Genomic DNA, 11,658 nt, shown 5'->3' on the forward strand with positions numbered 1-11,658 from the left:
ATTTTTCCAGGAGTTGCGGTTGCGCACAATCCATCCGTGCTGCCCATAGAAGTTGGTACATTACATATACAGTTCGAAGTATATTTCGTATCACTTTATTTTATTGCGGTAAGTGTGGTGTTAATTAATATACTCCTGCCATAATTCATTTCCTGTAGTGGCGGTTTCCTTACGGTAGCAGCGGTTTTTTGTGCGCCTGTTTGGCCTTGATCTCGGCTACGGTTTGGGCGATTGTTGCTAGGCGGTAAGCGGTGGCTGGATGAATTGCCGTATAGCCGTTTAGTACCGTGGCCGGAATTTGCCGGTCCAGCCGCTGCCAAAACGCCGCCGCATTGTCAATTTTGTATCCTGCCCGGGTCAGCATGTACAAAGACAGGCTGTCGGCGGCTGCATCGAAATTCTGTGGATAGGCTTTTATTCCTACCATGCCATTGATTGCATCCAGATCGGGGTTGTGACGGATCAGATTGTCAATGATGCCGCCCATGGTAGCGCTGATTTTCTGCTTGCTGGCATGCGCCAGTGCGTTATGCGCGAATTCTCGCGCCAGCACCAGAGCCAGCTCTTCGTCGGATTGGACAAAATCGAGCATGCCGCGGGTAATCATTACGCGCTGGCCGTCTGCATAGGCATTGACGTTGTCCGTATTGCCCAGTTCCACCGCGAAAGCGCAGGCGCGGGTGAGCGGGATGCTGAGCGGAATATTCTTGTCGTTGCGTGAAACGGTCAATTTAATCAGCGAACGATTGCGCACCAGCGGGCCCAGGATCGCGGCGGCCTGTCGTTCGGCGTTGGGGCCGAGCGGAAAAGGCTTGTCGCTGGCGCTGATCAGGCGGTCACCGCGCCGGATGCCGGCATGTTCGGCGCCGCTGTCGGTCAAGACTTGGATCACTTGCAACTGTTCGTCCAGGCCGTACGCCTTTTGCGCATCTGCGACGAATTCTTCAGGGAAGGAGTACTTGTTCTTGGCAGAAAATCCGAGCAGATTACGGGCATTGGCCTTGCACAGCGGCGCATTCTGGGTCAGCAAGGGGGCTGCGACCCGATACAGGCGCTCCTGCTGCACTACGATCGAGCGCAGGGGGGCCGGGGCGGGCAGGGCGCTCAATGGCGCGGGAGATGCGCCCGGGCTTTTGGGGGTTTCTGGTGTTGCCGTTATTGGCTGTTGCGTGGCGCAAGCACTGAGCAGCAATGCTGCCGCAGCCCATCCAGAAAGCCGCCGGCAGCGTGTCAGACTGGTGTGTATGTATGTGCGCGCGTACCTTGCAGCGGGCATGTGAAATATCGTCATGGATTATTTTCCTGTGCTGCCGAATCCGCCGGTACCGCGTTCGCTGGCATCAAATTCTTCGACAATGTTAAAACCAACCTGGAGCACCGGTACGATGACCAGTTGCGCCAGGCGTTCCATCGGGTTGAGCGTGAAAGCGGTCTGGCCGCGATTCCAGGTCGACACCATCAACTGCCCCTGATAGTCGGAGTCGATCAAGCCGACCAGGTTCCCCAGCACGATGCCATGTTTGTGGCCCAGTCCGCTGCGCGGCAAGATCATCGCGGCGTATGCGGGGTTGGCCACATGGATCGCCAGCCCGGTCGGAATCAGGTGTGTTTCGCCTGGAGCAATGCACAGCGGCGCATCGAGGCAGGCCCGCAAGTCCAGTCCGGCGCTGCCGGCGGTGGCGTAGGCCGGCAGTTGGTCCTTGAGGCGCGGGTCGAGAATTTTAATGTCGATGGTTTTCATGGATTCTGGCTCCTAGTGATTGGTTCAACCTGGTGTTGCCGGATGCTCATGCCGCAGGCGGCATGCGGCCGGCGATGACTGCGATCAACTGGCGCGCCAGCGCTTGTTTGTCGTTGCGCGGCAGCAGGGTGTGGCCGTCGGCATCGAACAAGATCAATTCGTTGTCATCTTGGCCGAAAGTATGGTGGCCGATATTGCCGACCAGCAGCGGGATGTTTTTGCGCAGACGCTTTTGCTCGCCATACTGCAGCAGATTTTCGGACTCGGCGGCAAAGCCGACGCAGTACGGCCGCTTTGGCAACGCCGCGACGGTGGCCAGAATATCCGGATTTTGCGCAAATTCCAGCACCGGCGCGCCGCCATCGCTGTTGCCGTCCTTGTCGCTTTCCTTCTTCAGCTTCTGGGCGCTGGCATTCGCTACCCGCCAGTCGGCCACCGCGGCTACCGCGATAAAGATATCCTGATCGCTCACTTGCGCCAGCACTGCATCGTGCATTTGTTGCGCGGTTTGAACCTCGATGCGCTGCACCCCGAACGGTACGTCGAGCGCGGTTGGGCCGGATATCAGGGTGACAAAAGCGCCGGCCTGCTGGGCGGCGCGGGCAATCGCGTAACCCATCTTGCCGGACGACAAGTTGGTGATGCCGCGCACCGGGTCAATCGGCTCGAAGGTCGGGCCGGCGGTCAGCAGGACGCGCCGGCCCGCCAGGATTTTCGGCTGGAAGGAAGCGATGATTTGCTCCAGCAACTGAGCCGGCTCCAGCATGCGGCCCATGCCGTTTTCGCCGCAAGCCTGGGCCCCGGTGTCGGGGCCAAGCAATTCGATGCCATCTGCCGCAAGTTGCGCCACATTGCGCTGGGTGGCGGGGTTTTGCCACATTTCTACATTCATCGCCGGCGCCACCAGCAAGGGCAGGCGGGCCGGGCGCGCGATGCACAAGGTCGAGAGCAGGTCGTCGCATGCGCCCTGCGCCAGCTTGCGGATGAAATCGGTCGAGCAAGGCGCAATCACGATGGCGTCGGCGTCCCGGCTGAGGTCGATATGCGCCATGTTGTTGGCGATCCGCGCATCCCACTGATCGGTAAATACTGGCTTGCCGGACAGCGCCTGCAGCGTCACCGGGGTGATGAACTGGGTCGCGGCCTGCGTCATCACGACTTGCACCGAGGCACCCGCCTTGCCCAAGGTGCGGGTCAATTCCGCCGCCTTGTAACAGGCGACGCCGCCGGTCAGGCCTAGGATAATTTTTTTGCCTGCAAGATCCATCGCTATTCCTTTGATGCTTTGAGATTGAGCGTGTTGCCGTGCAACCAACGGGTAATGCGGGACTGATATATTAAATTAGGGAGTATGCATAAAAAACAGATACTTTCCGCATTATTCATATGCTTTTATAAAAAATACACGCAATAGTATATTTTTTATAAAGAATGCCTTGCGCCGCGTGTTGTTACTTGATGCCGTTACTTGGCGTCGCTACTTATTGACGCGTCGCAACTCATCGAGAATGAACAATCCCGCACCGATAAAAATGGCGCTGTCGGCGAGGTTGAATGCCGGCCAGTGCCAGCCGACGAAATGCACGTCCAGAAAATCGATCACATGGCCGTACATGACGCGGTCAATCACGTTGCCGATGGCGCCACCCAGAATCAGCGCCAAAGCCCAGCAAAACAGGCGTTGGCCGGCATGGCGTCGCAACATGTATATGATCACCAGCGCCGCCACTACGCCGACGGTGGTGAAAAAATACCGCTGCCAGCCGGATTCGGCCGCCAGAAAGCTGAATGCCGCGCCTTTATTGTAGGCTAGCACCAGATTGAAAAAAGGGGTTACCGTAAGTGACTCGCCGTAGGTGAATAATTTGGTGATCGTGATCTTGCTCAACTGGTCGAGCAAAATCACGATCGCCGCGATCCCGATCCAGGGCGTAATGCTGGTGTGTGAACTGGAAGAATAACGATTTTTTGTTGCCATTGCGATGTACTCCGGAGGTATGTCAGATTGGCCTGTCATGCCGGAAAATTGGCATGACAGGCTGCGGAGTTAATGTCAGTAATCAGGCAAAGCGCCGTGTTTCGCCCGCGCCAAACAGATTGCTGATGCAGCGCCCGCACAAACCGGGATGCTCGGTGTGGTTGCCGACATCGGCGCGATAGTGCCAGCAGCGTTCGCATTTCTGGTATGCCGAAGGAGTCACGACGACGCTTTCTTCTTCCTTGCTGGTAACTTCAAGCACTTCGGCTTGCGAGGTGATCAGCACGAATTTCAGATCGTCGCCCATGCCGCTCAATAGCGCAAATTTGTCGCCGCTGGCTTTGATGCTGATCTCGGCCTGCAGCGATGAACCGATAGCGCCGGCGCTGCGCACTTCTTCCATTTGCTTGGTGACATCGGCGCGGATTTCGCGCAACTGGGCATACTTTGCCAGCAATGCCGGAGCATCGGCCACTTCGGGCAGCGTGTAATAGGTCTGGGTGAAAACCGTTTCATCGCTGTCGGCAAACGCTTCTTTGCTGGCGAATACGGCCCAGGCTTCTTCGGCGGTGAAAGAGAGCATCGGTGCCATCACGCGCAATAACGATTGCGTGATGTGCCACATGGCGCTTTGCGCCGAGCGGCGTGCATGTGAAGTGGTGCCGCCGGTGTACAGGCGATCTTTCAGGATGTCGAGGTAGAAACTGCCCAGGTCTTCCGAGCAGAAACCTTGCAGCTTGGCTACTACCGGGTGGAATTCATAAGCGTCGTAATGGGCCAGGATTTCAGCCTGCAAGGCGGCTACGCTGGCTACCGCATAGCGGTCGATTTCCATCATCTGCGCGACCGGCACCACATCCTTGGCAAAGTCGAAATCGGAGGTGTTGGCCAGCAAAAAGCGCAGCGTATTGCGGATGCGGCGATACGCTTCGGTCACGCGCTTGAGGATTTCGTCAGAAATATTCAATTCGCCCGAATAATCGGTGGACGCAACCCACAGCCGCAGGATGTCGGCGCCGAGCGTGTCGGAGACTTTTTGCGGCGCGACCACATTGCCTTTCGACTTCGACATTTTCTTGCCTTCGCCATCGACCACGAAACCGTGCGTCAGCAAAGCCTTGTACGGCGCGCAGCCATTCAGCATCGAAGACGTCAGCAGCGAAGAGTGGAACCAGCCGCGATGCTGGTCCGAGCCTTCCAGATACAAGTCGGCCGGAAATTGCAACTGTTTTGCGTGCGAGCCTTTGCCTTGTCGACCGCCTAGCACGGTCTGGTGCGTGGTGCCGGAATCGAACCAGACGTCCAGCGTGTCCTTGTTCTTGACGTACATCGGCGCGTCGTCGCCCAGCAGTTGGTCGATATCGACTGCGTGCCAGGCTTCGATGCCGTGCTGTTCGATCCGTTGGGCGATGATCTCCAGCAATTCCGCTGTGCGCGGATGCAGTTCACCGCTTTCCTTGTGAACGAAAAAGGCCATCGGCACGCCCCATTGGCGTTGCCGCGACAGCGTCCAGTCGGGCCGGTTGGCGATCATGCCGTGCAGCCGCGCCTTGCCCCAAGCAGGGTAAAAAGCGGTGTCGTCGATTGCCTTGAGCGCGGTTTCGCGCAAGCTCAGGCCGCCGTCTTGCGGCGTGAGGTCCATGCCGGCGAACCATTGCGAGGTGGCGCGATAGACGATCGGCGTCTTGTGGCGCCAGCAGTGCATATAGCTGTGGTCGAACATCACCAGCTTGAACAATGCGCCGACTTCTTCCAGCTTGCTGCAGATCGGCTTCGACGCTTCCCAGATCGTCATGCCGCCGAAAAATGGCAGCCAGGATGCGTATTTGCCATCGCCCATCACCGGTTTCAGGATTTCGTCATCGGTCATTCCGTGCGCTTTGCAGGAAATAAAGTCGTCGATGCCGTAAGCAGGTGCCGAATGGACCACGCCGGTGCCGGTGCCGAGTTCGACATATTCCCCCAGAAATACCGGCGAATAACGGTTGTAGCCTTGATCCAAGTCGGCGAACGGGTGTTTGAATTTGATCAGACTCAGCGCTGCACCCTTGCAGGTGGCGATAGTTTTGCCTTCCAGTCCGAAGCGCTGCAGGCAGGATGCAACCAGATCTTCGGCCAGAATCAGCAGAATGGTCTCGCCATTGCGCACAGTTTGCACCAGCGCATACGTGAACTCGGGATGCATGTTCAGCGCTTGGTTGGCGGGAATGGTCCACGGGGTGGTGGTCCAGATCACCGCGTAACCGTTGTCGGTGGGCAGTTGCGGCAAATCGAAGGCGGCGGCGATCTTGTCTGGCTCGGCGAACGGGAAGCCGACATCGATGCCGGGGTCGCGCTTGTCCTGATACTCGACTTCCGCTTCGGCCAATGCCGAGCCGCAGTCGAAGCACCAGTTGACCGGCTTCAGGCCGCGATAGATATAACCTTTTTCCAGCATGGTGCCGAGCGCGCGCAATTCGTCGGCTTCGTTGCCGAAGTCCATGGTCTTGTAAGGGTTATCCCATTCGCCCAGCACACCGAGCCGGATGAAATCCTTTTTCTGGCGCTCGATCTGTTCGCTGGCGTAGGCGCGCGCCTTGGCTTGCACTTGTTCCACCGGCAGATTCTTGCCGTACAGCTTTTCGATCTGGATTTCGATCGGCATGCCGTGGCAATCCCAGCCCGGCACGTATTGCGCATCGAAGCCAGCCATGTTGCGGGCCTTGATGATCATGTCTTTCAGGATTTTGTTGACCGCGTGACCGATATGGATATCGCCATTCGCATACGGCGGGCCGTCATGCAGGATGAATTTCGGGCGGTTGGCCGAGGCCTTGCGGATGCGCTGGTAGATTTTTTTCTCTTGCCATTGCTTGACCCATTGCGGCTCGCGTTTGGCCAGATCGCCGCGCATCGGGAACGGGGTTTCGGTCATGTTGACCGGATATTTGCTGTGCGCCTTGTTGGACGGCTTGTTAGCCGGTTTGCTGGATGGCTTGACTTCAGGCTGGTTTGTTTGGTTATCGGACATAGTATTTCTTCAATGATGTTCAGTGAAATTCAGCGATATACATCTATAAAGCGATTTATAAAGCGGATAGATGGCGGCGCTGCGTGGCGTCGGCAGCTTCAAATTCGGTCGGTCGCCGTGGTGGCGGCTGCTGCGCGGTGTTTGAAGTAAGCGCGCGCCTGCACCGCATCGCGGGCTATGGCGTCGATCAGAGTCGGCAAATCGACGTATTTTTCCTCGTCCCGCAACTTCTTCAGGAATTCGACCCGGATCAGTTTGCCATAGCACTGTTGGGCATAATCAAACAGATGTGTTTCCAGCAGCACGCGGCCGCTGTCGTCGACCGTCGGCCGCAATCCCAGGCTGGCAACGCCCGGCAACGGCGTCTCGGCCAGCCCGTGCACTTGAACGATGAAAATCCCGTTCAGCACCGGATGCGGGTGGGTCACGCGCAGGTTCAGGGTCGGAAATCCGAGCGTGCGTCCCAGTTTTTTGCCGTGGACCACATGGCCGGAAATGGCGTACGGCTGGCCTAGCAATTGGCGCGCATGGTCAAAATCGCTTGCCGCCAATGCGGCGCGCACCGCCGACGAAGAAATGCGGGTGCCGTCGTTGGTGACCGTGCGCAGCACTTCCACCTCGAAGCCGTATTTCTTGCCGGACTCGACCAGCGTTGCCAGGTTGCCGGCACGTTTGGCACCGTAGCAGAAGTCTTCGCCCACAATCAGCCATTTGACGTGCAAGCGCTGCACCAGCACTTTTTCCACAAAATCCTGCGGTGTCAGACTGGCGAAATGGGCATTGAAATGCTCGACGATGACGCGCTCGATGCCGGTGGTGGCCAACGCTTGCAGCTTGTCGCGCAGGTTCGCAATGCGGCTGGGCGCGCGGCTCGGGTGGCCTTGGACGCGGGCGAAAAATTCGCGCGGGTGCGGCTCGAAAGTCATCACCGCCGCATCCAATTGCAGCCGGGCGGCGGCTTCGCACACGCGCGCAAGCAGGGCCTGATGCCCAAGATGCACACCATCGAAGTTGCCGATCGCCAGCGCACAGGGCGCACGCGATGCGGCATTGGGAAGTCCGCGAAATACCTTCATACAGATTCAGTGTTGGGATTGCTGCAAAGCTTTCGATTATAAGTGCTTTCTGGCGCTTTCCCTTGGATTGTAAAACCGGCGCGGATTCGGCAGGTTGCGGCATTCCGGCGCATTCCACACTGCAAGCGACAGCAAGCACCGAGTTGCGCTGCATGTATGGCTGGACGCAAGTGTCTGCGCGGCTTCCAAATTTAAAACTCATTGGCTTGGCGAAAGCCTCGCATGAATTTAAATTTATTGGCAGTATATTAATATTTACCCTATTTTACGCATGCTATTAATGGGGTTTTAAAAATACAGTATGCTGTATAAGCAGGCTCCTGTAAGCTTGCGAAATTCTGGCCAACGCTGCGGCCGGCAACTGCGCTGGGTTAAAGTTTTACCGGGTAGAGCCGCTACCTGCCATACTTCAGTTGCCGTGTAGTAATCTGATGCCGGCAACCGGACTACGGTTTCCAGGCAGCCATCCAGCCATCCAGTCCAGGATCGGATGCATTGTAATCACCCCTTTTAAGAGAGCACCATGTCTTCTTCAACCCAATCACTCTCCGCTGTAGGCAATCACCCCAATCAGGCAGACACGCATGGCCGCAACGAGTTTCTGGCGTTTACCCTGGGGCAGGAAGAGTACGGCATCGACATACTTAAAGTGCAGGAAATACGCGGCTATGAAGTGGTGACACGGATCGCCAATGCGCCCGAGTTTCTCAAAGGCGTCATCAACCTGCGCGGCATCATCGTGCCGGTGGTCGACATGCGCATCAAATTCAAGCTGGGCACGCCGACCTACGACCAGTTCACGGTGGTCATCATCCTCAACATTGGCGGGCGCATCATGGGAATGGTGGTCGACAGCGTCTCCGACGTGATCACGCTGGTGCCAGAGCAGATCAAGCCGGCGCCGGATCTGGGAGCCGCTTTCGATAGCGATTATCTGATCGGGTTGGGCACGGTCGAAGAGCGCATGCTGATTCTGGTGGATATCGACAAATTGATGTCTTCGGCCGAGATGGGCTTGATTGAAAAAAATGCTGCCTAGCATTGTGTTGGATCTTTGGATTTCCTGGTAAAGCGCAGATATGATATTAACAATTAAAACGCGCCTGATCGGCGTAGTCGGATTTTTGTCCTTGCTCACTGTCCTTATCGGGATGCTGGGCCTGAATGGCATGAACAAGACCAATGCCGGATTGAAAACCGTGTATGAGGGCCGCGCAGTGCCGCTGGAGCAGATGGCGACGATGAATAACTTGTTGCAGGAAAATCTGCTTGGCATCGTCAGTGTGCTGCAGGACCCGATGCCCGATAAGATCAAATCCGAAACCGCTAAAATCGATGCCAGAATCCTGGAGATTACCAATATCTGGCGTGCCTATACGTCGTCCAGGTTGACGCCGGAAGAAAAGCGGCTGGCCGACAAGTTTCAAGTCGACCGCAGCCGTTTCGTCAAGGAAGGGCTGCTGCCCGCCGTCGCAGCGTTGCGCGAAGAGCGCATCGGTGAGGTGCAGCTGAAGTGGCATGAAATTGAATCCCTCTCCAGCCCGGTCAGAAGCAGTTTTAGCGCATTGCGAAAACTGCAAGTCGACGGCGCCAAGGCAGAATACGATGCAAGCGTGGCGCGCAACGATACCACCCAGTTCGGCATCTTCGTTGCGATTGCTCTGGGCGTATTGCTGGCGGCCGCGGCTGCCTACTTCCTGATCAGGAGCATATTGCGTCCGATGCATCACGCCATCGATGTGGCGCACAGCATTGCAGCGGGTGATTTGACGACTGAGGTAAAGATCCGGTCCGCCGATGAAATCGGCCAGCTGCTACTCGCCATCAAGGAAATGAGCGACAGTCTGGTTGGCATCGTGTCCCGGGTTCGCAGCGGCACCGACGCCATCGCCACCGCATCGAGCCAGATCGCAGCCGGCAACCTCGATCTTTCCAGTCGTACCGAAGGCCAGGCCAGCAGCCTGGAACAAACCGCAGCCTCGATGGAAGAGCTGACCGGCACCGTCAAGCAAAACGCCGACAATGCCCGACAAGCCAATCAACTGGCGCTCACCGCCTCCGAAGTCGCGCTCAAAAGCGGCGAAGTGGTGTCTCAGGTAGTCGACACCATGGCTGCCATCGACGTCTCCGCCAAGAAAATCGTCGACATCATCGGCGTCATCGACGGCATCGCATTCCAGACCAACATCCTGGCCCTGAACGCCGCAGTCGAAGCGGCCCGTGCCGGCGAACAGGGCCGGGGTTTTGCGGTAGTGGCTTCCGAAGTGCGCAACCTGGCGCAACGCTCTGCCACTGCGGCCAAGGAAATAAAGTCACTGATCGACGATTCGGTGCAAAAGGTCGGGGTCGGCAACAAGCTGGCGGCGCACGCCGGCGACACCATGGAGCAGGTAGTGGCCAGCGTGCGCCACGTAACCGACATCATGTCTGAAATCACCGCCGCCAGCCAAGAGCAAAGTCAGGGCATCGAACAGGTCAATCAGGCCATTGCCCAAATGGATGAAGTTACGCAGCAAAACGCCGCGCTGGTAGAACAAGCTGCAGCCGCCGCCCAGTCATTGCAGCAGCAAGCCGGCAGTCTGACCCAGGTGGTGGGGATGTTCCGGCTCGACATGTCGCCCGCAATGGCAATGGCAGCGCCGGCGCAGAAAAACGGCATTGCTCTAATCGAAAAACGGCCTGCAGCAGCCAAGGTCGCGCGCCCGGTCAAGCGAGCCGCTGCAAAAACTCCGGTAAGCAGTGACGAGGAGAGCTGGGAAGAATTCTGAACTAACCAACCGATGTTAAGTACTTGTCCACGAAAGACACGAAAAGCACGAAAAAACTGCATGACTTAATTCTTTCTGCTGTTTAGTAGTGCAGGCCTTTATGCTGCTGCAGAGAGCAGGCACGGAGGCCTGCACTACTGATATTGCTTGCTGTTTCGTGCTTTTCGTGTCTTTCGTGGACCGTTTTTTCGTTATGACCATGCGTAATACCAGTTCACATTTCACCCCACATCGCGTTCAGCGTTGCCAGCGCCGCCAGTCCGGCGGTTTCGGTACGCAACACGCGCGGCCCCATCGACAGCATCAGCGCGCCTTGTGAAACGGCCATCGATTCTTCCACTTCGCTAAAACCGCCCTCCGGCCCGATCAGCAATGCCAGTGCCTGCGGCGGATGATGGCGGGCCCAGCCGGACAGCGATTGTTCGGCGCGCGGGCTGAGCAGAATGCGGCGGTGCAAGTCTTGTTGCGTGATCCAGCTTTTGAAGTCGCACAGTTCGCCCAGTTGCGCCAGACGGTTGCGTCCGCTCTGCTCGCTGGCGGCGACGATGATGCCCTGCCAATGAGCCAGTTTCTTTTCGGCGCGTTCGCCGGACAGCCGCATCACGCAGCGCTGGGCCGATAACGGCTGGATCGCGGCGGCGCCCAATTCCACCGCTTTTTCAATAATCCAGTCCATTTTCGATGATTCCGGCAGCGCTTGCGCCAACGTGATCGCATACGGAAGCTCGACATCGCGCGCGGTGTACGCTTTGACTTCGGCGCTGACGCGTTTTTTTTCGATGACGGTCAGGGTCGCCGTATATACGCCGCCATCGCCGTTGAACAGGGTGATCGCCGTTCCAGGCTCCAGGCGCAGGACCTGGACGTGATGGGCGACATGGTCGGGCAATACCAGTTGGGTACCGATCGCCAGCGGCTGTGAGCAATAAAAACGAGGCATGGTAAATCCGGTTAAGAGGAATCCCGATTTTAATTCGGCACCTGTGTCTCTGGTAAAATACTTGGCTTCGCACTGTGCACTGTCGTTGTTCACTGATTACGCAAGTCTATGAGCATGTCCTTATTCCCCCATCGTCATTCAAACA

The 11,658-nt window shown here is 57.3% G+C and carries 9 protein-coding genes; 2 read left to right on the top strand and 7 right to left on the bottom strand.

Annotated elements, in window-relative coordinates; translation table 11 throughout:
- Positions 1-169: 169 nt before the first annotated feature.
- The 6 genes from KGFNPO_RS02775 to KGFNPO_RS02800 all read right to left on the bottom strand — a co-directional run bounded on the left by KGFNPO_RS02775 (position 170) and on the right by KGFNPO_RS02800 (position 7,805).
- Positions 170-1,291, bottom strand: coding sequence for a M48 family metalloprotease (locus KGFNPO_RS02775; protein WP_472632995.1), 1,122 nt, complete (start codon positions 1,289-1,291; stop codon positions 170-172).
- Between the two features lie 3 nt (positions 1,292-1,294).
- Entirely contained in the window at positions 1,295-1,741 is a 447-nt protein-coding gene (gene dut / locus KGFNPO_RS02780) for a dUTP diphosphatase (protein WP_472632996.1), read from the bottom strand.
- A 46-nt stretch (positions 1,742-1,787) separates the two neighbouring features.
- Entirely contained in the window at positions 1,788-3,008 is a 1,221-nt protein-coding gene (gene coaBC, locus KGFNPO_RS02785; RefSeq protein WP_472632997.1) for a bifunctional phosphopantothenoylcysteine decarboxylase/phosphopantothenate--cysteine ligase CoaBC, read from the bottom strand.
- A gap of 210 nt (positions 3,009-3,218) precedes the next feature.
- A complete protein-coding gene (gene lspA / locus KGFNPO_RS02790) occupies positions 3,219-3,719 on the bottom strand; it encodes a signal peptidase II (RefSeq protein WP_472632998.1) in 501 nt (166 codons plus the stop codon).
- Between the two features lie 82 nt (positions 3,720-3,801).
- Entirely contained in the window at positions 3,802-6,729 is a 2,928-nt protein-coding gene (ileS, locus tag KGFNPO_RS02795; protein WP_472632999.1) for an isoleucine--tRNA ligase, read from the bottom strand.
- Between the two features lie 98 nt (positions 6,730-6,827).
- Positions 6,828-7,805: a bifunctional riboflavin kinase/FAD synthetase gene (locus tag KGFNPO_RS02800; protein WP_472633000.1), complete on the bottom strand. Its 978-nt coding sequence runs from the start codon at positions 7,803-7,805 to the stop codon at positions 6,828-6,830.
- A gap of 523 nt (positions 7,806-8,328) precedes the next feature.
- On the opposite strand from KGFNPO_RS02800, the gene KGFNPO_RS02805 reads away from it, so the two are divergent.
- Both KGFNPO_RS02805 and KGFNPO_RS02810 read left to right on the top strand, forming a co-directional pair.
- Entirely contained in the window at positions 8,329-8,844 is a 516-nt protein-coding gene (locus tag KGFNPO_RS02805; protein WP_472614656.1) for a chemotaxis protein CheW, read from the top strand.
- Positions 8,845-8,884: 40 nt separating this feature from the next.
- A complete protein-coding gene (locus tag KGFNPO_RS02810) occupies positions 8,885-10,573 on the top strand; it encodes a methyl-accepting chemotaxis protein (protein WP_472633001.1) in 1,689 nt (562 codons plus the stop codon).
- A 214-nt stretch (positions 10,574-10,787) separates the two neighbouring features.
- On the opposite strand, the gene KGFNPO_RS02815 is transcribed toward KGFNPO_RS02810, so the two are convergent.
- Complete coding sequence (locus tag KGFNPO_RS02815) at positions 10,788-11,513, bottom strand: 16S rRNA (uracil(1498)-N(3))-methyltransferase (protein WP_472633002.1); 726 nt, start codon at positions 11,511-11,513, stop codon at positions 10,788-10,790.
- Positions 11,514-11,658 lie beyond the last annotated feature (145 nt).

The organism is Gelidimonas diazotrophica, from assembly GCF_055694025.1.

Excerpts from the sequence above, each read along its gene's own strand:
- KGFNPO_RS02775 (WP_472632995.1), bottom strand. The coding sequence starts at position 1,291 with ATGACGATATTTCACATGCCCGCTGCAAGGTACGCGCGCACATACATA.
- dut (WP_472632996.1), bottom strand. The coding sequence starts at position 1,741 with ATGAAAACCATCGACATTAAAATTCTCGACCCGCGCCTCAAGGACCAA.
- coaBC (WP_472632997.1), bottom strand. The coding sequence starts at position 3,008 with ATGGATCTTGCAGGCAAAAAAATTATCCTAGGCCTGACCGGCGGCGTC.
- lspA (WP_472632998.1), bottom strand. The coding sequence starts at position 3,719 with ATGGCAACAAAAAATCGTTATTCTTCCAGTTCACACACCAGCATTACG.
- ileS (WP_472632999.1), bottom strand. The coding sequence starts at position 6,729 with ATGTCCGATAACCAAACAAACCAGCCTGAAGTCAAGCCATCCAGCAAA.
- KGFNPO_RS02800 (WP_472633000.1), bottom strand. The coding sequence starts at position 7,805 with ATGAAGGTATTTCGCGGACTTCCCAATGCCGCATCGCGTGCGCCCTGT.
- KGFNPO_RS02805 (WP_472614656.1), top strand. The coding sequence starts at position 8,329 with ATGTCTTCTTCAACCCAATCACTCTCCGCTGTAGGCAATCACCCCAAT.
- KGFNPO_RS02810 (WP_472633001.1), top strand. The coding sequence starts at position 8,885 with ATGATATTAACAATTAAAACGCGCCTGATCGGCGTAGTCGGATTTTTG.
- KGFNPO_RS02815 (WP_472633002.1), bottom strand. The coding sequence starts at position 11,513 with ATGCCTCGTTTTTATTGCTCACAGCCGCTGGCGATCGGTACCCAACTG.